Source organism: Nocardiopsis tropica (assembly GCF_042660575.1).
GTDB classification, from domain to species: domain Bacteria; phylum Actinomycetota; class Actinomycetes; order Streptosporangiales; family Streptosporangiaceae; genus Nocardiopsis; species Nocardiopsis tropica.
The window spans coordinates 69,762-90,204 of the sequence record NZ_JBHSUF010000016.1; the positions used below are offsets into that span (position 1 = coordinate 69,762).

Here is a 20,443-nt window from a genome sequence, read left to right on the forward strand (position 1 = left end):
CGCGGCCATGTTTACCGGTGACCGCCTTCGGTAGTCGACAGGATGCGTTCGCCATCACACCCCAGTCTCGGAGGGAGCGGTCGCATGCGCATTCTCGGGGTCAACGCCGTGTTCCACGACCCGGCCGCCGCGCTCGTCGTGGACGGGCGGACCGTCGCCGCCGCGGAGGAGGAGAGGTTCTCCCGGCGCAAGCACGGCAAGGAGGCCGTCCCCTTCTCCACCTGGGAGCTGCCGTCGGCGTCGATGCGGTGGTGCCTGGAGCGGGCGGGACTGCGCCCCGCCGACCTGGACGCGGTCTCCTACTCCTACGACCCGGCCCTGGCCGACCCCTCCGGGCCGGGGCAGGACGTGGGCTGGGAGCAGCTGCGGCTGTTCTACGTCGAGCGGGCGCCCCACTTCCTGGCCTCGGAGCTGCCGGGCCTGGACCCGGCGAAGGTGGTGTACGTCCCCCACCACGTGGCGCACGCCGCCTCCGCCGGGCTCGCGGCCCCACCGGAGGCGGGGGGCGGGGACTGCGCGGTGTTCGTGGCGGACGGCCGGGGCGAGGCGACCTCGCACCTGGCCGGCTCCTACACGGACGGGCGCCTGGAGGTCCTGGCGCGCCAGCCCCTGCCGGAGTCCCTCGGACTGGTCTACGAGGAACTCACCGAACACCTGGGGTTCCACCGCTCCAGCGACGAGTACAAGGTCATGGCCCTGGCCTCCTACGGTTCGCCGACCATGCTCGACCGCGTGCGCGAGCGCATCGGCTACGAGGGGGAGGGGCTGGTCCGGGCTTCGGGCGTGGACTGGAAGTCCCTCACCGAGCCCTGCCGCAAGGGCGAGGAACCCACCCGGGAGCACGCGGACCTGGCCGCGAGCGTCCAGGCCGCCATGGAGGAGGCGCTGCTCGGCGTCCTCGGCTGGCTGCACCTGCGGACGGGGAAGAGGCACCTGACCATGGCCGGGGGCGTCGCCCTCAACTGCGTCGCCAACAGCCGCATCGCCGCCGAGGGGCCCTTCGACAGCGTGTGGGTCCAGCCCGCCGCCGGGGACGCGGGCACGGCCCTGGGCGGGGCGATGCACCTGGCCTCGCTGGCAGGGGAAAAGGTCGAGCCCATGCCCGGGGCCGAACTGGGCCGCTCCTGGGACGAGGAGGAGCTGCGGGCCCTGCTCGACGAGGCCGACATCGAGTTCGAGCGCCCCTCCGACCTCGCCGACGCCGTCGCCGCGGAACTGGACGCCGACGCCCTGGTCGCCTGGTTCCAGGGAGGGTCGGAGTACGGCCCGAGGGCCCTGGGCCACCGGTCCCTGCTCGCCAACCCGCTCAACGCCGGCAACCTCGAACGGCTCAACAACGTCAAGGGGCGCGAGCAGTTCCGGCCCGTGGCGCCCATGGTGGCCGAGCGCAGGGCGGGGGAGATCTTCTCCGGAGGCCCCCTGCCGAGCCCCTACATGCTCTTCGTCCACGAGGTGGAGCCCTCCTGGCGCGAGCGCCTGCCGGCGGTGGTCCACGTGGACGGCACCGCCAGGGTGCAGACGGTCTCGCCCGAGGACGACCCGCTCACCGCGCGGCTGCTGGACCGCTTCGAGGAGCGCAGCGGCCTCCCCGTCCTGGTCAACACGAGCCTCAACACGGCGGGGCGGCCCATGGTCGACTCACCGCGCGACGCCCTGGAGTGCTTCGGGTCGGCGCCGGTGGACATCCTCGCGATAGGCCCCTTCCTGGTGCGCCGCCACGCCCGGGCGGGGCAGCGGTGAGCGGCCCCGGGTACGCGGTCGTCATCCCCACGGTGGGCCGCCCCAGCCTCGCCCGGGTGCTGGAGGCCCTCCTCGACGCGCCGCCGGAAGCGGCGCCGGAGGAGATCGTCGTGGCCGACGACCGGAAACCGGGTTCCAACGGCCCGCTCCCGGGAGCCGACCACGCCCGCGTGCGCGTCCTGCGCACGGGCGGCGGCGGTCCCGCGGCGGCCCGGCAGGCCGGGTGGCACTCCTGCCGCAGCGAGTGGATCGCCTTCCTGGACGACGACGTCGCGCCGCCCGCCGACTGGCCGGCCCGGCTGCGCTCCGACCTGGCCGCACTTCCCGCGGAGGTCGCCGGGAGCCAGGGCCGGATCACCGTGCCGAGGCCGGAGGGGCGGGCGCCCACGGACGCGGAGCGCGCCACCGTCGCCCTGGAGGACGCCCGCTGGATCACGGCGGACATGGCCTACCGCAGGAGCGCGCTGGAGGCGGTCGGCGGGTTCGACACGCGTTTCCCGCGCGCCTACCGGGAGGACACGGACCTGGCCCTTCGGATGATCGACGCCGGGTTCGTCCTGGTCGGCGGCGACCGGGAGTGCCTCCACCCCCTGCGGGAGGGGGAGCGCAGGCTCAGCCTCACCGCCCAGCGCGGCAACGCCGACAACGTCCTGATGCGCCGCGTCCACGGCCCGGGCTGGCGGCGCCGGACCGGTGAGCACCCCGGAGGACTGCGCGCCCACGCGGTGACCACGGGCGTGCTCCTGGCCGCGGTCCTGTCCTGGCTGACCGGTCGCCGTGCCGCCGCGGGCGTGCTCGGAGCGGCCTGGACGGCCCGCACCGCCCTGTTCGCCCTGCGCCGCCTGGCCCCCGGCCCGTGGACCGCGGAGGAGGTCGCCGACATGGCCCTGACGAGCGCGCTGGTGCCGCCGCTGGCCTGCTGGCACCGCCTCACCGGCGAGGTCCGCCACGCCGGCGCGGGGCCGGGGCCGGCGGTCCGGGCCGTCCTGTTCGACCGGGACGGGACGCTGGTCGAGGACGTCCCCTACAACGGGGACCCCGACAAGGTGCGGCCCATGCCCACCGCCGCCCGCGCCGTCGCCCTCGCCCGCCGGGCCGGGCTCGCCGTCGGCGTGGTCAGCAACCAGTCCGGCGTCGCCCGGGGGCTGCTCTCCGCCGCACAGGTGGAGGCGGTCAACCGGCGCGTGGACGAACTGCTGGGACCCTTCGACCTGTGGAGGGTGTGCCCGCACGGCGAGGACGACGGCTGCCACTGCCGCAAACCCGAGCCCGGCATGGTCCTCTCGGCCGCCGCCGAGCTGGGCGTCCTCCCCTGCGAGTGCTCCCTGGTCGGCGACATCGGCGCCGACACCGACGCGGCGTCGGCCGCAGGGGCGCGCGGCATCCTCGTCCCCACCGCGAAGACGCGGGAGGACGAGACGGAGGCCGCCGCGGAGACCGCCCCCGACCTGGAGTCGGCCGTCCTCCGACTCCTGGCGGGGGCACCCCGGTGAGCGGCCGCAGCGTGCTTGTGGCACGCCTGGACAGCATGGGCGACGTCCTGCTGTCGGGGCCGGCCGTGCGCGCCGTCGCCCGAGGGGGCCGCGAGGTGGTCTACCTCGCCGGTCCGCGCGGCGCCGACGCGGCCGCGCTGCTCCCCGGCGTGGACCGCGTCCTGACCTGGTGCGCGCCCTGGATCGCCGCCGACCCTCCACCGGTCGACGCGGAGGACGTCGCCCGCCTGGTCCGGCGGATCGCCGCCCTCGACGTGGCCGAGGCCGTCGTCCTGACGTCGTTCCACCAGTCGCCGCTGCCGCTGGCGCTCCTGCTGCGGATGGCGGGGGTCCCCCGCGTCTGCGCGACGAGCGAGGACTACCCGGGCAGCCTGCTCGACGTCCGCCACCGCGTCGGCGACGGCGGCCCCGAGGCGCAGAGGATGGTCTCCCTGGCCCGGGCCGCGGGGTTCCCCCCGTCCCCGGAGGACCGCGGACTCCTCGCGGTGCGGCGGCCGCTGCCCGACACGTGCCGCCTGACGGGGCCGGACGGCTACGCGGTGGTGCACGTCGGAGCGGACGCGCCCTCACGGGAGATACCGCCCGCCCTGGCCGCCAAGACCGTCGCGGCTCTGGCCGGGCACGGCCACCGGGTCCTGGTCACGGGCGGCGCGGAGGAGACCGGCAGGGCGGAGGAGGTCGCCGGCCCCGGCGGTCTGAGCCTGGCCGGCCGCACCACCGTGGCGGAACTGGCCGACGTGCTCGACCGCGCCTCCGTCCTGGTCGCGGGCAACACGGGCCCCGCCCACCTCGCCGCCGCGGTGGGCACGCCCGTCGTCTCGCTCTTCTCCCCGGTCGTCCCCGCCTCGGCCTGGGCGCCGCACGGCCCGCGGGTCCGCGTCCTGGGGGACCAGGGGGAGGCCTGCGCGGGGACGCGGGCCCGCGTGTGCCCCGTGCCCGGGCACCCCTGTCTGACCTCGGTCACGGCCGACGAGGTCCTGGCCGCCGTGGAGGACCTGCTCGAGGAAGGGGAAGAGTGATGACCGTAGACGAGCACCTCTCCCGTCGCGCCCCGGACGGGGCGGACGAGGGGGTCCGTGTCCCGCGGAGGACGCTCCGCGTGCTGATGTGGCACGTCCACGGGTCGTGGACGACGGCCTTCCTGCGCGGGGGCCACACCTGCCTGCTGCCCGTGACGCCCGACCGGGGCCCCGACGGGCGCGGGCGGGCCCGCACATGGGACTGGCCCTCCAACGCCGTGGAACTGCCCTGGGGCGAGATCCGGGGCTGCGAACCGGACCTGGTCGTGCTCCAGCGCCCCCACGAGGTGGAGCTCGCGGCACGGCTGCTGGGACGCCCCATCGGCAGGGGACTGCCCGCCGTCTACGTCGAGCACAACACCCCGCGCGACGACGTGCCGGTCAGCCGGCACCCGCTCGCGGACCGCGACGACATCCCGGTCGTGCACGTCACCCGCTTCAACGACCTGTTCTGGGACTGCGGGCGCGCGCCCACCAGGGTGGTCGAGCACGGGGTCCCGGACCCGGGCCACCGCTACACCGGAGAGGTGCCGCGGGCGGGGGTGGTGCTCAACGAACCCCTGCGCCGCTGGCGCTTCACCGGCACCGACCTGCTCCCGCGGCTCGCGGAGGCCGCGCCCCTGGACCTGTACGGCATGGGCGTGGCGGACGTGCCCGGGCGCCTGGGGCTCCCGGAGTCGCGGCTCCGGGCCCACGAGGACCTGCCCCAGTCCGCCATGCACGGGCAGCTCGCGCGGCGCCGCGCCTACGCGCACCCGCTGCGGTGGACCTCGCTGGGGCTCTCCCTCATCGAGGCCATGATGCTCGGTCTTCCCGTGGTGGCCCTCGGTACCACCGAGGCGTACGAGGCGGTGCCGTCCGGGGCGGGGGTCGTCTCGACCGACACCGGGGTGCTCGCGGAGGCCCTGCGCGCGTTCAACGGGGACCGCGCCCTGGCCGCCCGCACCGGTGCGGCGGCCCGGAGGGCCGCTCTGGACCGCTACGGGCTCACACGGTTCCTGGACGACTGGGACCGCGTGCTACAGGAGGTGACGTCATGAGGATCGCCATGGTCTCGGAACACGCCAGTCCGCTGGCGGCGATCAGCGGAGAGGACGCCGGGGGCCAGAACGTGCACGTGGCCGAGCTCGCCACGGCGCTCGCCGCACGCGGTCACGAGGTCGTCGTCCACACGCGCCGCACCGACGGCGGGCTCCCGGACACCGTCCCGCTGGGCCCGGGGGTGTACGTGACGCACCTGCGCGCGGGGCCGGCCGGCCCGATCAGCAAGGACGAGCTGCCCCGGTACATGCCCGAGTTCGCCAGGAACCTCCGGGCGCACTGGCGGACCGACCGGCCCGACGTCGTCCACGCCCACTTCTGGATGAGCGGGTTCGCCGCGCTGCGGGCCGCCCACGGCCTCGACGTCCCCGTCCTGGAGACGTTCCACGCCCTGGGCACCGTCAAGCGCCGCCACCAGGGTGCGGCCGACACCAGCCCCGGGGAGCGGATACCGACCGAGCGCGCGGTGGCCCACCGGTGCGACCTGGTCGTGGCCACCTCCACCGACGAGCGGGAGGAGCTCGGCGGGTGGGGGGTCCGGCCGGAGCGCGTGGAGGTCGTCCCCTGCGGGGTCGACACGGAGCGTTTCACACCCGGGGGGCCGAGCGCGCCGCGCGGTGACGGACCGCGGCTGCTGAGCCTGGGACGCCTGGTCCAGCGCAAGGGCATCGAGACGGTGGTCCGCGCCCTGGCCGAGATCCCCGGCGCCGAGCTGGTGATCGCGGGCGGCGCGGACGCCGAACGGCTGTGGACCCAGCCCGAGGCCGTCCGGTTGCGCATGGTCGCCGAGCGGATGGGCGTCGCCGACCGCGTCCGCTTCCTGGGGTGTGTCCCCCGGGAGGAGGTTCCCGCGCTGCTCAGGTCGGCCGACGTCGCTGTCAACGTGCCCTGGTACGAGCCCTTCGGGATCTCCACCGTCGAGGCGATGTCCTGCGGCGTCCCGGTGGTCGCCTCCCGTGTGGGCGGGCACATGGACACGGTCGACCACGGCCGGACGGGGCTCCTGGTGCCTCCGAGGTCCCCCGGGAGGCTGGCCGCCGCCGTGCGGTGGGTGCTGTCGGACGACGCGGCCAGGGCGGCCTTCGCGGAGGCCGCCGCGGAGCGGGCCCGCGAGCGGTACTCGTGGCAGGAGGTCGCCCGGCGCACCGAGGAGTGCTACCTGGGGGCCGTCGCACGGAGGCGGACGGCGGTGCCGGCGCCGAGGGAGGCCGACACCGCCCCGGTCGGGACCACGGCACTGGGAGGCGAGAAGTGATGCACACGCACCTGAGGCAGTTGAGCGCGGTCCTGGACCGCACGGACGCGGCCCGCGTCGAGGCGTGGGGGCGCCGGGCGGCCCGCGCGCTGCGCGACGGGCAGCGCCTGTTCGCCTGCGGCAACGGAGGCAGCGCGGCGGAGGCGCAGCACCTGACCGCCGAGCTGACGGGGCGCTTCGAGGACGAGCGGGCCCCGTTGTCGGCCATCGCCCTGCACGCGGAGACGTCCAGCGTCACCGCGATCGCCAACGACTACGGCTACCGGCAGGTCTACGCGCGCCAGCTGCGCGCGCACGCCCGACCGGGAGACCTCCTGGTCTGCCTCTCCACCAGCGGCGACAGCGAGAACGTCGTCGCCGCCGCCAAGGCGGCGCGGGAGCTCGGCGTCGTCTCCTGGGCGCTGACCGGCCCCGGGCCCAGCGCCCTGGAGGCGCTCAGCGACGAGACGGTGGCGGTGCCCGCGCCGAGCACCTCGACCGTGCAGGAGGTGCACCTGGCGCTGGTCCACGTGTTCTGCGCGTCCGTGGACGCGGAGTTCCGCGTCGCCGGACACACCGTGTTCGTCCCGGAGGGGAGGGCGGCCACGTGAGCCCCGCCACCGGGCCCGTGGTCGTGGTCGGGGACGCCCTCCTGGACGTCGACCTGAGGGGCTCGTCCGGACGCGACTGCCCCGACGCGCCCGCGCCGGTGCTGGAGGGGGTCTCCGCCTGGCACCGCCCGGGCGGCGCCGCCCTGGCCGCGACGCGGGTCCGCGACCACGGCCGCGACGTCGTCCTGCTGACACCGGTGGGCCGCGACGCCGCCGCCGACGACCTGGCCGCGCTCCTGGGCGACGGCGTCACCCTGCTCGGACTGCCGCTGATGGAGCGCACGCCCACCAAGACGCGGGTCCGGGCCGACGGCCGCACCGTGGCCAGGATCGACGAGGGCTGCGACGGCGTGGAGGGGGTGGCGTCCGCCCGGGCGGTGGCCCGGGCGCTGGAGGAGGCCTCCGCGGTGCTGGTGGCGGACTACGGCCACGGGTTCACCCGCCAGGGCGCGGTGCGCGCGGCCCTGGCCGCGTGCGCGGAGCGCGTCCCGCTCGTGTGGGACCCGCACCCGCGCGGGGCCGAGCCGCTGGCGGGGTCGCGCCTGGTCACTCCCAACGCCGCCGAGGCGGGGGTTGCCGAGGCCGCGGGAGGGGACGCGCTGGGCAGGGCCGCGGAACTGGCCCGGCGGTGGGGGGCGCGCGCCGTCGCGGTCACCCTCGGCGAGCACGGGGCGGCCTGGGCCGGGGGCGACGGGTCCGGCGCCCTCGTGCCCGGTGAGCCTGTGCGCGCGCCGTCCGACACCTGCGGCGCCGGGGACGCCTTCGCCGCCGCGTGCGCCGCCGCCCTCGCCGCCCGGGCGGGCACCGGGGACGCGGTACGGGAGGCGGTCCTGGCCGCGTCGGCCTTCGTCACCGGGGGCGGGGCCTCCTCCTGCGCGGTGCCCGCCGCAGGCCCGGGGGCGCCGCTGCGGGGGCCGACCGCTCCCGGACCGGGGACCGCGCACCGCCGGGGCGGGGGCGTCGTGGCCACCGGCGGCTGCTTCGACGTCCTGCACGCGGGCCACATCGACCTGCTGCACCGGGCCCGCGCACTCGGGGACCGGCTCGTCGTCCTGCTCAACAGCGACTCCTCCGTGCGGCGCCTCAAGGGCGCGGGGAGGCCGGTCGTCGGTGAGCGCGACCGCGCCAGGGTCCTGTCGGCACTCGACTGCGTGGACGAGGTGGTCGTGTTCTCCGAGAGCACGCCCCTGCGGGCCCTGGAGCGGCTGCGGCCCGACACCTGGGTCAAGGGAGGGGACTACGAGGTGGAGGACCTGCCGGAGACACCCCTGGTGAGGAGCCTCGGCGGGGAGGTGGTCACGGTCCCGCTCGTGCCGGGGCACTCCACGACGGAGCTGATCACCCGTATACGCGGAGGCGGCCGCGACGGCGCCGCCGTCCGCTGACGCGGCCGGCCGCGACGGGCCGCGCCACGGCCCGACCGGGCGACGACGGAGCACCCACAGGAAAGGAACGGGATCAGGAGATGCGTCCACTCGGAAACACCCTCATCACCGGAGGAGCGTCCGGCCTGGGAGCCGCGACGGCCGAGGCCGTGGCGGCCGAGGGCGGCCGCCCGATCGTCCTCGACAGGCAGCACCCCGGCAACGACCTGCCCTTCGAGCAGGTCGACCTGGCGGACCGCGAGGGCGTCGAACGCGCCGTCCACCGCGTCGCCGTCCAGCACGGACGCATCGACGCACTGGTCAACGCGGCCGGGACCGACGCCTGCGGCACCCTCCTCGACGTGTCGGCCGAGGACTGGGAACGCGTCGTCCAGGTCAACCTGATCGGCACCGCCTCCGTGACCAGGGCGGCCCTGCCGCACCTGCGCGCCTCCCGGGGGACGGTGGTCAACTGCGCCTCCACGCTGGGGTTGCGCGCGCTCAGCGACGCCACCGCCTACTGCGCCTCCAAGTTCGGGGTCGTGGGCTTCACGAGGGCGCTGGCCGCCGAACTCGCCGGACAGGTGGGGGTGACCCTCCTGGTGCCCGGCGGCATGAGCACCTCCTTCTTCGACGACCGCCCCGACCAGTACAAGCCGGGGCCGGACGCCAAGCTCAACACCCCGGAGAACGTGGCCCGGACGGTGCTGTTCGCGCTGCGCCAGCCGCCCGGCTGCGAGGTCCGCGAGATGGTCGTGTGCTCCTCCGAGGAGTCCTCGTGGCCCTAGGACGTGTTCCGCGGATCTTCCCGGGACCGCGCCGGCCCACGCGGGCGCCGGACCGGCCGGGGACATCCGCGGACCGCGCCCCGCGGACCGTTCCGGGACCCCGCCGGACGTCCGCGCAGGGGGCGACCCGCCGCCGACCGGGTGCGGCGGGCGCCGCCGGACCGGCCGCGGGACCCCGGGAGCAGTGCCTGGCTCCCCGCCGCGCATGACGGCGGGGCCGACCCTTCGAGGAGGTGGGCAGCAATGCGAGAGCCCGTATCGACAAAGACGGCCCTGGTCACCGGTGGAGCCGGATTCCTCGGTTCCCATCTGTGCGACCGGTTGCTGGAGAGGGGGACACGCGTGGTGTGCCTCGACAACTTCGCCACAGGACGCGCGGAGAACGTGGAGCACCTGGCCGGGCATCCCTGGTTCGAGTTGATGGAGGCGGACCTGACGGAGCCGTTCACCCTCGACACACCCGTCGACACGGTCTTCCACCTGGCCTCGGCGGCCTCGCCGCCCGACTACCTGAGCATGCCGGTGGAGACACTGGAGGTGGGGAGCCTGGGCACCCGCAACGCCCTGGCGGTGGCGCAGGAGCACGGAGCGCGACTGGTCCTCGCCTCCACCAGCGAGGTCTACGGCGATCCGCTGGAGCATCCGCAGCGCGAGACCTACTGGGGCAACGTCAACCCCGTGGGACCGCGCAGCGTGTACGACGAGGCCAAGCGCTACGCCGAGTCCCTGACGATGGCCCACCACCGGGCCTACGGGGCCGACGTGGGCATCGCGCGGATCTTCAACTGCTACGGGCCCCGCATGCGCCCCGACGACGGGCGCATGGTGCCGACCTTCGTGAACCAGGCGCTGGAGGGGAGCCCGCTGACCGTCGCCGGGGACGGGCACCAGACGAGGTCGCTGTGCTACGTGGACGACACGGTGCGCGGCCTGATCGCCCTCGCCGAGAGCGACGCCACGGGGCCCGTCAACATCGGCAGCGACGAGGAGCTGACCGTCAAGTCCCTGGCGCTCGCCGTCCTGAACCTCACGGGGGCACGGTCCCGGATCACCTTCGTCGACCTCCCCGAGGACGACCCGCACTACAGGCGCCCCGACATCCGGCTGGCCGGCGACCTGTTGGGGTGGCGTCCCCTCCTGCGGCTGGACGAGGGGCTCAGACGCACCATCGCCTACTTCCTGGACCAGGACGTCCGCGTGGCGGGCTGGGTCGAGCGGGCGATGCCCGTCAACGAGACGGACCGGGCGAGGTGAACGGCGATGGGCAACGCCGAAGGGGGGCGGGTCACCGTCGTGGTGGCCACCCGCAACCGTGTCGACGAACTCCGGCGCACACTGCGCCACCTGGAGAAGCTGGACCCGCGGCCCGCCGTGGTGGTCGTGGACAACGCCTCCACCGACGGCACGGCCGAGGCCGTCGGTTCCGCCTTCCCGGACGTCCTGCTCGTCAGGAGACCGCACAACACGGGGTGCGTCGCCCGCAACACGGGCGTCCTGTACGCGGACACGCCCTATGTGGCCTTCTGCGACGACGACTCCTGGTGGGCCCCGGGAGCGCTGGAGCGGGCCGCCGATGCGCTCGACGCCCATCCCCGCCTGGCACTCGTCGCGGCCTCGGTGGCGGTGGGGGAGGAGGAGCGGCCGGACCCGGTCAACCAGGACCTGCTGCGGAGCCCGCTGCCGCGGTCCGAGGGCCTGCCGGGCCCCAGGATCCTGGGCTTCCTGGCCTGCGCCGCGGTGGTCCGGCGCAGTGCCTTCGAGGAGGTCGGCGGTTTCGACGCGCTCCTGTTCTTCGGAGGGGAGGAGGCGCTGCTGGCCCAGGACCTGGCGGCGGCCGGCTGGGAGCTGTGCCACCTCCGGGACGTGCTCGTCCACCACCACCCCTCGGCGGTCCGGCCGCCGGGGGTGTGGCGCAGGTCCCTGGAGGAGCGCAACGCGCTGCTGACCGTCTGGCTGCGCCGCAGCCCGGGGACCGTGCTCGCCCGGACCGCGCGCCTGGCGGCGCGTTCGCTGCACGACCCCGCCTGCCGCCGGGGGCTGGCCGGCGCCGTGGCGCGGCTGCCCTCCGCGGTGAGGCGGCGGCGACCGCTGCCGGTCCGCGTGGAACGCGACCTGGCCCTGTTGGAGCGGGCATGACGGGCGGGGGGATGCCCCGGATCGGGGTCGTCGTCATCACGCACAACCGGCGCGACACCCTGCTCCACACCCTCCGGCGCCTGGAGGAGCTGGAGCCGAGGCCTCCCGTCGTGGTCGTCGACAACGCCTCCGCCGACGGGTCCCCGGACGCCGTCGCCCGGGAGCACCCGTGGGCGGTGCTCGTCCGTGCCCGGGTGAACCTGGGCGGGGTGGGGCGCAACATCGGGGTGGAGGCCCTGGACACGCCCTACGTGGCGTTCTGCGACGACGACACGTGGTGGGAGCCGGGCTCCCTGGAGCGCGCCGCGGACCTCCTGGACGCGCACCCCGGCCTGGGCTCGGTGACCGCGCGCATCCTGGTCGAACCCGGGGGGCGGGAGGACCCCATCACGGCCGAGCTCCGCGACTCGCCGGTCCCGGCGCCAGCCTGGCTCCCGGGACCGGCGCTCCTGGGCGTCCTCGCCGGCGCCACGGTCTTCCGCACCACCGCGTTCCGGCGGGCCGGGGGCTTCTCGCGGCGGTTGTGGCTGGGAGGCGAGGAGGAGCTCCTCGCACTGGACATGGCCGCGGACGGGTGGTGGATGTGCTGGGACGAGGGCATGGTCGTCCACCACGCCGCCTCACCGGTGCGCGACTCCTCCGCACGACGCCGCCTGGGGCTGCGCAACACGCTGTGGACGGCGTGGTTGCGCCGCCCCGCCGGCGGGGCCCTGCGCCACACGTGGTGGGTGCTCCGGTCGGCCCCGTTCGACGTCTCGACCCTGCGGGCGGTCCTGGCGGCGGCGGGGGGAGCGGGATGGGTCGCCCGGGAGCGGAAGGTCCTGCCCGCCGAGGTCGAGAGCGGGCTCCGGCTGCTCCAGGGCCCGCGCAGCCGCTCCCGGGCCCGCCGCTACGTCGGGTGAGGGGACCGTGCGCGAGAGCCCGCCGCCACGTCGGATGAGGCAACCGTGGCGAGGGCCGGTCGCGGGCGCCCCTCCGCCGGGGGTGCGCGGGAGGGGGCCGTCCGGGGGCGGCCCCCTCGGACCGCGCCCTCAGCCCGACGCCCGCAGCCGGGTCCCGCCGAGGAGCTCGTCGACGTACTCGAACTCGTCGAGCAGGCGCTGTGTCTCGATGAGGAACACCCCGTAGGGCCGGGTCGGGTCGCCCAGCGGCGGGGTGCGGTCGCCGCCGTCCGCGCAGACGCCCTCCAGCGCGGACTCGTGCCGCCGGACGCCCTCGACCGCCTCGTGGAACCGCTCCGCGTGCGCACGCGTGCGCAACCCGTCCGGCTCCTCCAGCACGCGCAGCGCCGAGGCGACGGCCTGCACGAGCTCGCCGCACCGCACCAGGAACTCCCAGTGGGGGTCGGCGCGATCGTCCTTCTGCCACCGGTCCAGGGCCCGCGCCAGGGACTCGACCTGTCTGACGGCCCTCTCCAGGCTGTCGGCGAGCTCCTCGTAGAACTGCGGCCGGGGCTCCGAGCGCCCCCGCCGGCCCAGGAACCGGCGCGGGTGTAGTACACGCTCTCCCGCGCGGTCCCGACGGCCAGCCGGGCCTGCCGGACGGCCGGTTCGAGCGCGTTGGCCCGCTGCCTCCACCACGCGGTCGTGGACTCGTCGGTCCGCCCCTCCAGCAGGCCCCGGCTCATGTCCGCGCACAGGTGGCGCAAGGAGCCGACCAGGGTCCGCAGGGCTGACTCGGCGCTGCGGAACCGCAGGGGCGGGAACACGAGGAGGTTGACGGCCACGCCGATCGCGCTCCCCACGAGGACCAGCAGCACGATCTGGCCGAGCTGGGAGAGCCGCTCCACCGTTCCCGAGGCGGACACGTACGTGGCGAAGGCGAAGAACGCGGCGGTGGCGACCTGGGTCCCGTACTGGCCGAGGGCACGCCACTGCCCCACGCCCAGGGCGACGAGCGCCACGAGGACGAACGTGAGGAGGTCCGGGCCCGCCGTCAGCGCGGACACGGCCTGGAGGGCGACCCCCAGGACGATGGCGCCGACGAAGCGCAGGGACTGCACGACGGACTGGTAGACGGTCACCTGCACCATCAGCACCGCGGAGAACGGGGCGAACGCCGGGCTCGGCGCCGCCATGAGGTGGTGGGCGACGAGCCACGCCAGGGTGGCGGCGAGGGCGCCCTTCGCCACCAGGGCCAGGGTGTGCCGCTCGTAGTTCCCCGAGGCCGCGGACCTGGTCAGCCATACCCGGACCCGTGTGTACCGGTCCGTCCCGGATCTGGCCCGCTCGCCGGAGCCCCTCGCCCCCACGACCCTCTTCAGGAAGTCTCCTCGCACATCCTCCCCCTCGGTTCGTACGGTACGGCCGACGCCGTGTCGGGCCCTGCGGAGAGCGGGCCCGCGCGGCACGGGGTTCTCCCGGTTCTTCGGAGGCAGGGCGGGGGAGCGCGCACCGGTCGCGCCGTCCGGCCTCCGGCCCCCGGCGCCGGCGCGCCCGGGGGCGGTCGTGCATGTAGCTGCCCCGCAGGGCGCCGCCGAAACGGCCGGGATGTGCGCGACGCCCCGACGACGTCGGGAAAGGGCCGCCCTGTGCCTCTCCGGGAGGGGGCGGAGGGGAGGAGCGGGATCGCCGGGAGGCGTTCCGGAACGCGGCCGGAACTCCCACGGCCCCGGGTCGGGCGGCCCGGATCCGTCGTCCGCGGGCGCGCGCCGTGCCCGCGGACGACGTCCCCGGGGGACCTCAGGCTCCGGTGTGCGCGTGGTCGTGCAGGCCGTGGACGTCCCATTCCGGGAAGGGGTCCTGGAGCGATTCCCAGGGCGCGGCGAGCTCGTCGTCGGTGAGCAGGCAGGAGCGCAGGGCCCGGTCCAGGGAGTCGCGCCGCAGGGAGGTGCCGATGAACACCAGTTCCTGGCGGGGCTCCACCGGTTCGCTGTCCGCCAGGTCCTCGGGCGCGTAGCCCAGGGCGGCCCCGTCGGCCGGGTCCCACACCCCCGCGGGCTCGAACCGGGCCACCGGCCCCGCCTGGGACCACAGCCCCGTGGTCCGGGCGCGGGTCGCCAGCCAGAAGAAGCCCTTGGTCCGCAGGATCGTGCCGTGCCGGTCCCCGTCGAAGCCCGCCGAGACCAGCTCCCAGAGCCGTCCGGGGTGGAAGGGGCGGCCGGCGCGGAACACCAGGCTGGAGATCCCGTACTCCTCCGTCTCGGGGACGTGGTCGCCGTTGAGCTCGGCCACCCACCCCGGCGCGCGGGAGGCGCGTTCGAGGTCGAACCGGTCGGCCCCCACCAGTTCGCGCGGGTCGACGCGGCCGTGCGTGACGCGCAGGACCCGGGCGAGGGGGTTGAGCCTGCGCACGGCCGCCTCCACCCGCTCGGCCTCCTGCGCGGTGACCAGGTCGGTCTTGGTGACGAGGAGGAGGTCGGCGAACTCCACCTGGTCGACGAGCAGGTCGCTGACCGTGCGCTCGTCGTCCTCGTAGGCGTCGAGTCCGCGTTCGACCAGGTCGTCGCCCTTGTCGAGTTCCGTGAGGAAGTTCGCGGCGTCGACCACCGACACCATCGTGTCCAGCCGCGCCCCCTCCAGGAGGGGGCGTCCGTCCGGGCCGGGGACGGCGAAGGTCGCCGCCACCGGCATCGGTTCGGAGATGCCGCTGGACTCGATCAGCAGGTGGTCGAAGCGGCCCTGTTCCGCGAGACGGGAGACCTCCTCCAGCAGGTCGTCGCGCAGGGTGCAGCAGATGCAGCCGTTGGTCATCTCCACCAGGCGCTCGTCGGTCCGGGACAGGTGGCCCTCGCCCCGGACCAGGTCGGCGTCGATGTTGATCTCGCTCATGTCGTTGACGATCACCGCCACCCGCAGGCCGTCCAGGTTGCCGAGGAGGTGGTTGAGCAGGGTCGTCTTGCCCGCGCCGAGGAAACCGGACAGCACGGTCACCGGGAGCCCGTCGGGTGCGCTCATGGCCTCAGCCCTCCGGGAGGAGCTTGTACAGCCCGGCCTCGGAGGGGCCGTGCGGCACGGCCCGCAGGCGGTGGGGCGAGGTCTCGGCGCGCAGCGCCTCCTCGGTGATCGTCCACCAGTCGTAGCGGACGTCGTCGGAGGCGAGGACCCGCCCGCCCTCGTGGACCTCGTAGGTCATGTGCCAGTTCACCCGTTCCGGGCCGCTGGGCTCGGCGGCGGCCCAGCCGACGTAGGAGCGGTCGCCGAGGCGGACCTCGCTCATCCGCGCCCGTTCCACCCGCTCGGGCTTCAGCGGTGCGGCGAGGTTGAGCAGGATGAAAGCCCCGGGGGCCAGGCGCGGGGCCAGGTCCTCCCAGAGCCGGTCGCGCTCGTGCGGGCTGAAGTGCCCGATGAGGTTGGCCATCACCATCCCGCCGATCCGGTCGGGCAGGTGGGCCGAGAGCAGGTCGTCGCCGTCCACGGTCACCCGGTCGCGCAGGTCGGCGTCCTCGGCGATCCGGGAGAGCAGCACCGTCCTCAGGGGGAGGGAGGGCTCGACGGCCAGGATCCGGGCCTCCGGCAGGGCGGCGGCCACGAGGCGGGTCCCGTGGCCCCCTCCGGCGCCGGCGTCCACCACGGGACCGGCGTCGGAGGGGAGTTCCCCCAGGGCCTCGACGAGGGTCTCCCCGTGGTGCTCCCACCAGCCCGCGATCATGATGTCGATGTACTGCCCGGAACGGGCGTAGGGGTCGTTGTGTTCAGGCACGGTGCGTCTCCTCGCCGAAATGGTGCGCCCTGGTCGGGGTGGTGGCCGTGGCCGCTCCCGAGGGCCCGCGGCCCTTCCGGCGGGCCCGGCCGGGGCCGGGCGCCCCGCTCCGGCCGGACAGCCGGAGCGGGGACGCCCACGGGTTCTCCGCTACCAACTGGACTTGGTGATGCCCGGCAGCTCCCCGCGGTGGGCCATCTCCCGGAAGCGGATGCGGGAGAGGCCGAACTTGCGGAGGTGCCCCCGCGCGCGGCCGTCCACCGAGTCGCGGTTGCGCACCCGGGTCGCGCTGGCGTCGCGGGGCTGGCGGCGCAGTTCGGCGAGGGCCGCGGCGCGCACGTCCTCGCCGGTGCGGGGGTTCTTGATGAGCTGCTTCAGCTCGGCGCGGCGCTCCGCGTAGCGGGCGACGACGGCCTTGCGCTGCTCGTTGCGGGCGATCTTGCTCTTCTTCGCCATCTCAGACCTTCTCCCCGCGGGCGCGGATGTCCGCGACGACGCGCTCGATCCCGCGCGCGTCGATGACCTTCATGCCCTTCGTGCTCACCCGGAGCTTGACGAAGCGCTGTTCGCCGGGCAGCCAGTACCGCTTGCTCTGGATGTTGGGGTCGAACCTGCGCTTGGTCCGCCTGTGGGAGTGGGAGACGGCGTTTCCGAAGGACGGGGACTTCCCCGTGACCTGGCATACGCGGGACATGGTGACTCCTTGTCTTTCCAGGACCGTTTCCGGTCCTTCTCAGGCCTTCTGCGTCGGCGTGTTGGAGGGGTAGGGCAGCAGGGCCATCTCGCGAGCGTTCTTGACCGCCGCGGCGATCAGCCGCTGCTGGCGTGCGGTGACCCGGGTCACCCTGCGGCTGCGGATCTTCCCCTTCTCGGAGATGAACTTGCGCAGGAGGGCGGTGTCCTTGTAGTCGACGTAGTCCTGTTCGCCCAGGGGGTTCGTGAAGGTCCGCGACGTCTTGCGCTTGTCGGAACGGCGTGCTGAAGCGGGCATGCTCACCTTTCTGAGAACTCCGCGAAGGGGTCGGTGCTGAATTCCTGGCCCGTCTCCTCGTCGGTGACCAGGCAGGAGTCCAGCAGTGATTCCAGGGCCGCGGTGTCGAGGCCGACACCGACGAAGGAGAGGTGCTGGCGCCGGTCGCCCGCCTCGGGGTCCCAGTCCAGGAGCGCGGAGACGCGCCTGGCCTCGGGGGCGAGGTCCATGGCGGCCGGGGGCAGGGCGTCCATCCACGGGCCGCCGTCCTCCACCAGGAGCAGCGCCCCGAACGATTCCCAGACGAGGAGGGAGTCGGCCTGGCTGGCCAGCCAGAAGCGCCCCCGGCCGCGGACGCTCGTGGACAGCACCTGTTCCAGGGCGTCGGCGAACCGCTGGGGGTGCAGGGGGCGGGTGCGTGTCCAGGTGAAGGTGCGCACGCGCCCGTCGAGGCGGTCGCCGTACTGGGCCCAGGCCGGGTTGGACCGGGCGTGGGCGGCCCCCGGGTCGAAGAGGCCCCGTGTCGGGTCGATCGCCCGGGACCCGGGGAGCGCGACGACCGCCGCGGGGTTGAGGTGCTCCACCAGGACGTGCGCCTCGCTCCCGGCGTCGGTCCCGTACAGATCGATCACCGAGGGGTACTCGATCTGCCTGGTGAGCACCTCGCTCACGGTGCGGTTGTCGTCCTCGGCGATGTCCAGGCCGCGGTCGCCCAGGTCGTCGTCGCTGAGCAGGTCCTCGACCAGGCGGCCGGAGTCCACCGCGCCGACGACGGCGACCAGGCGCAGGGCCCCCTCGTGGGCGATCGCCTCGGCGATCAGCTTCGGTTCGACGCCGTCCCAGGCCTCCACGACGCACAGGCCGGGCGGATCCTCCGCCGCCATGCGGAGCAGGTAGGGGATCAGGTCCTCCCGCAGCGTGCACGAGGCGCAGGCGTGGACGAGGTCGACGTGCTCGCGTTCGACCCGGCCCGTGGCGTCCCGGACCACGCGGTGGACGATCCCCTCCCCGATCTCCTCCAGGTCGTGGTGCACGGACACCGATCCTGGGGACGTGGCGAGCAGTTCGTCGACCGAGAGTCCACGTGCCGACCGGTGTATGCCGGTGACCAGGACCACGCGCATGTGCCCTCCTTCCCGTAGGGGCTTCCACCAAGGAAGTGAAAACGATTATCGTTTCCGAAAGTCTACAGGGTGTTCGGAGGGGTGTGTCCACGACCCCCGTGGGCGGGGTCCGGTTCGTCGGTGCCGTGCGATCGGGCCAGGACGCCGGGGGCCTGCCCCGGCCGCGCGGGTCCGGGGGCGGCGCGGGCAGCACGAAGCCCCCGCTCCGGACCGGGGGTCCTGTGGGGAGCGGGGGCTTCTCGTGCCGGGGCGGCGGGCCGGACGGCCCTACCGGTCGGGACGGGCCGCGGGGGAGGTCACCGCCGACTCGGGTCCTCTTCGCTGGCGGGCTCGGCCGGAGAGGCGTCCGTGGGCCGCCCGTCGAGCGTCCGGTCGACGGCCGAGGACAGCTCGGCCAGCCAGGCCAGGTGGCTCCGCAAAGCCGTGCGGCCCTCGGGGGTCAGGCGGAACCACGTCTTGGGGCGGCGCCCGACCGCTCCCTTGCGGACGTCGAGGTAGCCCGCGGTCTCGAGGGTGCGGCTGTGCTTCGACACCATCGGGTCGCTGACGCCGAGCAGGTCGCGGACGGTGGCGAAGTCGACCCAGTCGGCGCTCTGCAGGAGCGCGCACATCGCCAGCCTGGGACCGGTCTCCAGGATCGGCCGGCGCCCGGTGCCGCTTGCGCCCGGTTCGCCGTCGCCGGGGTGGTCAGGCTCGGTCACGGCTTGACCCGACCGGCCTCGATGCTCCGGCGCATGGCCGCGCGGACGAGCATGTACCCCACGAGCATGACGGTTGCGACGGGGACCAGGGCGGCGAGCGCGAGGCCCATGTGTCCGTGGTCGACCAGGGCCTGGATGCCGAGGAAGCCGGCGCCGGTGGCGGCCAGGGTGGCGACCCACAGGATCCGGGCGCCGGGGTAGGAGGTGACGCGGCGCGGGAGGTACACGCCGGTGCGCCGCCGCCGGACGATCGCGTAGACCGCGGACGCCGCGGCCAGGACGACCAGGCCCCAGTCGAGGTAGGCGCCTGCGGTGGGGAGGAGCGCCCTCCAGATCGGAAGGCCCGCGATCAGCGTGCCGGCGAACGCGAGGAACACCCAGTAGGAGCCGGGCAGTGAGGCGTGGGCGGCGATCCTGCTGCGGGCCTCGGCGACTTGGTCGAGCTCGGGAGTGCTGGCCATGTCTGTCTCCTCTTTGGTATCTGCTTTCCTTTTGGAAAGTAGATACCAAAGAGTGGGTGATGTCAACGGTGGAGAGGCCGCCGCGGGCCGTCGGCTCCGCCGGTGGGCGGATGTTCTCCCAGGTCGGGGCGGGGCAGGACGAATCCACAGAAAAACGGGGGTCCGGCGGTCCCCCTCGGAGGGGAGCGGGGCGGACAGGACGGGGAACACGGCCTCGGGTGCCGCGTGGATGAGACGGGCCGATGCGTCGGGAGGGCGGGCGCCCCGCAACCGCCCCGGCAGCAGGAGGTTCGCGGCCCCGGTCACCGGGGCGTCGGCTCGTCCTCCCGCGTCACATGCCGACGGAGGGATCCAGGAGCACGGCCCGGCCCTCCATCCAGTTCTGTCCCGTGAGGCGGCGGAACGCCTGGACGAGGTGGTCGCCGAAGTCGAAGGAGGGGTCCAGGAGCCACTGGGCCTGAAGGCCGTCCCAGGTCGCGAGGAACTGGCGGGCGACCCCGACCGCGTCGAGGCCGGGGTGGGCCGTGCCCGCGCGCTGGCGGTGGCGCACCACCCGGGCGAAGTGCGCCACGGCCTCCCGGTTGTGGCGGGAGAGGAACTCCTGGGCCGGGTGGTCGGGGGAGGTGGCGCGGCCCAGGAGCGCGGTGTGCAAACGCATGATGTGCGTCCGCTCCGCCGTGGTGTCCACAAAAGCGCGCAGGTCGTCCAGGCCCATGGCGGGGTCGGACGTGAAGGGCCGCAGCGCGGTCTCCTCGTCGGACAGCTCCAGGGCGGCGACGAGGAGGTGCTCCTTGGTGGGGTAGTGGTACAGCGCGGTGGCCTCGCTGGTCCCGGCCCGCCGGGCGGTCCCGGCCGTGGTGACCCGCTCGTGGCCCTCCTCCAGCACGGTGTCGAGCACCGCTCGGGCGATGCTCCTGCGGCGCTCGGTCGAACGGGCGTAGGGGCCGCGCGACCCGGTGGAGGTGGTGCTCATAGTGATCACTCTAGGCTTCCCCCAAAACCGATGTCGACTCGAATTTCCTCGAAGCGATGCTCTTGTTCCGGCTTCTGGCAGGCCGGTATGCTGCGAATCCCTCGCGAAAACACATCTTCACTCAGTTTTGATGGTCCGTACCGCGGC

The 20,443-nt window shown here is 74.8% G+C and carries 21 protein-coding genes and 1 pseudogene; 11 read left to right on the forward strand and 11 right to left on the reverse strand.

Going from position 1 to position 20,443, the window contains the following annotated elements:
* Positions 1-84: 84 nt before the first annotated feature.
* From ACFQBR_RS24045 to ACFQBR_RS24095, 11 genes are all read left to right on the forward strand, one after another.
* Positions 85-1,740 carry a carbamoyltransferase family protein gene (locus ACFQBR_RS24045; RefSeq protein WP_344183928.1) on the forward strand — a complete coding sequence of 552 codons (1,656 nt, stop codon included), beginning with the start codon at positions 85-87 and terminating at the stop codon, positions 1,738-1,740.
* Complete coding sequence (locus tag ACFQBR_RS24050) at positions 1,737-3,233, forward strand: HAD-IIIA family hydrolase (protein ID WP_344183929.1); 1,497 nt, start codon at positions 1,737-1,739, stop codon at positions 3,231-3,233. The genes ACFQBR_RS24045 and ACFQBR_RS24050 overlap by 4 nt, the downstream gene beginning before the upstream one ends.
* Positions 3,230-4,252 (forward strand): glycosyltransferase family 9 protein, encoded by a 1,023-nt coding sequence (locus ACFQBR_RS24055; RefSeq protein ID WP_344183930.1) that lies wholly within the window; start codon positions 3,230-3,232, stop codon positions 4,250-4,252. The genes ACFQBR_RS24050 and ACFQBR_RS24055 overlap by 4 nt, the downstream gene beginning before the upstream one ends.
* Positions 4,252-5,292 carry a glycosyltransferase gene (locus ACFQBR_RS24060; protein ID WP_378554471.1) on the forward strand — a complete coding sequence of 347 codons (1,041 nt, stop codon included), beginning with the start codon at positions 4,252-4,254 and terminating at the stop codon, positions 5,290-5,292. The genes ACFQBR_RS24055 and ACFQBR_RS24060 overlap by 1 nt, the downstream gene beginning before the upstream one ends.
* Positions 5,289-6,548: a glycosyltransferase gene (locus ACFQBR_RS24065; RefSeq protein WP_344183931.1), complete on the forward strand. Its 1,260-nt coding sequence runs from the start codon at positions 5,289-5,291 to the stop codon at positions 6,546-6,548. The genes ACFQBR_RS24060 and ACFQBR_RS24065 overlap by 4 nt, the downstream gene beginning before the upstream one ends.
* The gene (locus ACFQBR_RS24070) at positions 6,548-7,138 is read left to right on the forward strand and encodes a D-sedoheptulose-7-phosphate isomerase (RefSeq protein ID WP_344183932.1); all 591 of its coding nucleotides are present in this window, start codon (positions 6,548-6,550) and stop codon (positions 7,136-7,138) included. The genes ACFQBR_RS24065 and ACFQBR_RS24070 overlap by 1 nt, the downstream gene beginning before the upstream one ends.
* Positions 7,135-8,523, forward strand: a complete 1,389-nt coding sequence (gene rfaE2 / locus ACFQBR_RS24075) for a D-glycero-beta-D-manno-heptose 1-phosphate adenylyltransferase (RefSeq protein WP_378554474.1) — start codon at positions 7,135-7,137, stop codon at positions 8,521-8,523. Before ACFQBR_RS24070 ends, rfaE2 begins: the two co-directional genes overlap by 4 nt.
* 80 nt (positions 8,524-8,603) lie before the next feature.
* On the forward strand, positions 8,604-9,290 hold the full coding sequence (locus ACFQBR_RS24080) for an SDR family oxidoreductase (RefSeq protein ID WP_330157124.1): 687 nt from the start codon (positions 8,604-8,606) through the stop codon (positions 9,288-9,290).
* Between the two features lie 243 nt (positions 9,291-9,533).
* Positions 9,534-10,544 (forward strand): UDP-glucuronic acid decarboxylase family protein, encoded by a 1,011-nt coding sequence (locus ACFQBR_RS24085; protein ID WP_344183719.1) that lies wholly within the window; start codon positions 9,534-9,536, stop codon positions 10,542-10,544.
* A gap of 6 nt (positions 10,545-10,550) precedes the next feature.
* Entirely contained in the window at positions 10,551-11,426 is an 876-nt protein-coding gene (locus ACFQBR_RS24090) for a glycosyltransferase family 2 protein (RefSeq protein WP_378554477.1), read from the forward strand.
* Positions 11,423-12,328, forward strand: a complete 906-nt coding sequence (locus ACFQBR_RS24095; RefSeq protein WP_344183715.1) for a glycosyltransferase family 2 protein — start codon at positions 11,423-11,425, stop codon at positions 12,326-12,328. Before ACFQBR_RS24090 ends, ACFQBR_RS24095 begins: the two co-directional genes overlap by 4 nt.
* Positions 12,329-12,457: 129 nt before the next feature.
* Here ACFQBR_RS24095 and ACFQBR_RS24100 read toward each other — a convergent pair whose 3' ends face one another.
* The 11 genes and pseudogenes from ACFQBR_RS24100 to ACFQBR_RS24150 all read right to left on the reverse strand — a co-directional run bounded on the left by ACFQBR_RS24100 (position 12,458) and on the right by ACFQBR_RS24150 (position 20,296).
* The gene (locus tag ACFQBR_RS24100) at positions 12,458-13,006 is read right to left on the reverse strand and encodes a hypothetical protein (RefSeq protein ID WP_344183727.1); all 549 of its coding nucleotides are present in this window, start codon (positions 13,004-13,006) and stop codon (positions 12,458-12,460) included.
* Between the two features lie 188 nt (positions 13,007-13,194).
* Positions 13,195-13,503, reverse strand: a pseudogene (locus tag ACFQBR_RS24105) (aromatic acid exporter family protein); the annotation flags it as partial.
* 604 nt (positions 13,504-14,107) lie between these two features.
* Positions 14,108-15,322 (reverse strand): GTP-binding protein, encoded by a 1,215-nt coding sequence (locus tag ACFQBR_RS24110; RefSeq protein WP_344183713.1) that lies wholly within the window; start codon positions 15,320-15,322, stop codon positions 14,108-14,110.
* 4 nt (positions 15,323-15,326) lie between these two features.
* Complete coding sequence (locus ACFQBR_RS24115) at positions 15,327-16,067, reverse strand: class I SAM-dependent methyltransferase (protein ID WP_344183711.1); 741 nt, start codon at positions 16,065-16,067, stop codon at positions 15,327-15,329.
* Between the two features lie 150 nt (positions 16,068-16,217).
* A complete protein-coding gene (rpsN, locus tag ACFQBR_RS24120; protein ID WP_344183709.1) occupies positions 16,218-16,523 on the reverse strand; it encodes a 30S ribosomal protein S14 in 306 nt (101 codons plus the stop codon).
* A gap of 1 nt (position 16,524) precedes the next feature.
* Complete coding sequence (gene rpmB / locus ACFQBR_RS24125; protein ID WP_267945221.1) at positions 16,525-16,761, reverse strand: 50S ribosomal protein L28; 237 nt, start codon at positions 16,759-16,761, stop codon at positions 16,525-16,527.
* A 39-nt stretch (positions 16,762-16,800) separates the two neighbouring features.
* Positions 16,801-17,058, reverse strand: coding sequence for a 30S ribosomal protein S18 (gene rpsR, locus ACFQBR_RS24130; RefSeq protein ID WP_267945220.1), 258 nt, complete (start codon positions 17,056-17,058; stop codon positions 16,801-16,803).
* 2 nt (positions 17,059-17,060) lie between these two features.
* A complete protein-coding gene (locus ACFQBR_RS24135) occupies positions 17,061-18,161 on the reverse strand; it encodes a CobW family GTP-binding protein (RefSeq protein ID WP_267945219.1) in 1,101 nt (366 codons plus the stop codon).
* Between the two features lie 296 nt (positions 18,162-18,457).
* Positions 18,458-18,862: a winged helix-turn-helix domain-containing protein gene (locus ACFQBR_RS24140; protein WP_378554482.1), complete on the reverse strand. Its 405-nt coding sequence runs from the start codon at positions 18,860-18,862 to the stop codon at positions 18,458-18,460.
* Entirely contained in the window at positions 18,859-19,323 is a 465-nt protein-coding gene (locus tag ACFQBR_RS24145; RefSeq protein WP_267945218.1) for a hypothetical protein, read from the reverse strand. Before ACFQBR_RS24145 ends, ACFQBR_RS24140 begins: the two co-directional genes overlap by 4 nt.
* A gap of 331 nt (positions 19,324-19,654) precedes the next feature.
* Positions 19,655-20,296 (reverse strand): TetR/AcrR family transcriptional regulator, encoded by a 642-nt coding sequence (locus ACFQBR_RS24150; RefSeq protein WP_267945217.1) that lies wholly within the window; start codon positions 20,294-20,296, stop codon positions 19,655-19,657.
* Positions 20,297-20,443: the final 147 nt, after the last annotated feature.

Excerpts from the sequence above, each read along its gene's own strand:
- ACFQBR_RS24045 (WP_344183928.1), top strand. The coding sequence starts at position 85 with ATGCGCATTCTCGGGGTCAACGCCGTGTTCCACGACCCGGCCGCCGCG.
- ACFQBR_RS24060 (WP_378554471.1), top strand. The coding sequence starts at position 4,252 with ATGACCGTAGACGAGCACCTCTCCCGTCGCGCCCCGGACGGGGCGGAC.
- ACFQBR_RS24065 (WP_344183931.1), top strand. The coding sequence starts at position 5,289 with ATGAGGATCGCCATGGTCTCGGAACACGCCAGTCCGCTGGCGGCGATC.
- ACFQBR_RS24070 (WP_344183932.1), top strand. The coding sequence starts at position 6,548 with ATGCACACGCACCTGAGGCAGTTGAGCGCGGTCCTGGACCGCACGGAC.
- ACFQBR_RS24080 (WP_330157124.1), top strand. The coding sequence starts at position 8,604 with ATGCGTCCACTCGGAAACACCCTCATCACCGGAGGAGCGTCCGGCCTG.
- ACFQBR_RS24085 (WP_344183719.1), top strand. The coding sequence starts at position 9,534 with ATGCGAGAGCCCGTATCGACAAAGACGGCCCTGGTCACCGGTGGAGCC.
- ACFQBR_RS24090 (WP_378554477.1), top strand. The coding sequence starts at position 10,551 with ATGGGCAACGCCGAAGGGGGGCGGGTCACCGTCGTGGTGGCCACCCGC.
- ACFQBR_RS24095 (WP_344183715.1), top strand. The coding sequence starts at position 11,423 with ATGACGGGCGGGGGGATGCCCCGGATCGGGGTCGTCGTCATCACGCAC.
- ACFQBR_RS24110 (WP_344183713.1), bottom strand. The coding sequence starts at position 15,322 with ATGAGCGCACCCGACGGGCTCCCGGTGACCGTGCTGTCCGGTTTCCTC.
- rpsN (WP_344183709.1), bottom strand. The coding sequence starts at position 16,523 with ATGGCGAAGAAGAGCAAGATCGCCCGCAACGAGCAGCGCAAGGCCGTC.
- rpmB (WP_267945221.1), bottom strand. The coding sequence starts at position 16,761 with ATGTCCCGCGTATGCCAGGTCACGGGGAAGTCCCCGTCCTTCGGAAAC.
- rpsR (WP_267945220.1), bottom strand. The coding sequence starts at position 17,058 with ATGCCCGCTTCAGCACGCCGTTCCGACAAGCGCAAGACGTCGCGGACC.
- ACFQBR_RS24135 (WP_267945219.1), bottom strand. The coding sequence starts at position 18,161 with ATGCGCGTGGTCCTGGTCACCGGCATACACCGGTCGGCACGTGGACTC.
- ACFQBR_RS24145 (WP_267945218.1), bottom strand. The coding sequence starts at position 19,323 with ATGGCCAGCACTCCCGAGCTCGACCAAGTCGCCGAGGCCCGCAGCAGG.
- ACFQBR_RS24150 (WP_267945217.1), bottom strand. The coding sequence starts at position 20,296 with ATGAGCACCACCTCCACCGGGTCGCGCGGCCCCTACGCCCGTTCGACC.